Source organism: Streptomyces millisiae, from assembly GCF_031845425.1.
Taxonomy (GTDB): Bacteria; Actinomycetota; Actinomycetes; order Streptomycetales; family Streptomycetaceae; genus Streptomyces; species Streptomyces millisiae.
Genome location: NZ_JAVREM010000336.1, coordinates 1 through 437, shown reverse-complemented (window position 1 = coordinate 437; position 437 = coordinate 1). Strand labels below are relative to the sequence as shown.

Genomic DNA, 437 nt, shown 5'->3' with positions numbered 1-437 from the left:
ACCACACCCATCCCGGTCTCGGCCACCGCCTCGGCGGCGAACCGTTCGGCTGCGGCGTAGGCCGCGTCGGCCACCGCGTTGACGATGTTGTTCACCGCCGCGGCGTCGTAATCGGCGTAGGCTGCCGCGGCCCAACCGGCCCGTTCCAGCATGTGGCCGGCCTGTGCGGTACTGGTCATGATGCTTTACGTCCTCTCACGACGGTCTCGGCCCTGGCCACCGCGACGGCGAGGCGGTCCAGGACGTCCTCGCAGAGTTCGCGCGAGAGCAGGAGACCCGGTTTGAACTGCAGGACACGGGGATCCAGCGTCGAGAAGATCGCCCACACTCCGTTCTCGTAGAGTTCCCGCATCACGAACTTGGCGCCTTCGGGGTGGTCGAACTCCAGACCGATCACCACGCCGTTCTGCCGGATCCCGACGAACCAGTCGGGGTGG

General features: G+C 67.3%; 1 pseudogene. It reads right to left on the bottom strand.

The annotated features are described in order from the left end of the window. Positions 1–175: 175 nt before the first annotated feature. Positions 176–437: pseudogene (locus RNC47_RS36960) on the bottom strand (aspartate aminotransferase family protein); the annotation flags it as partial.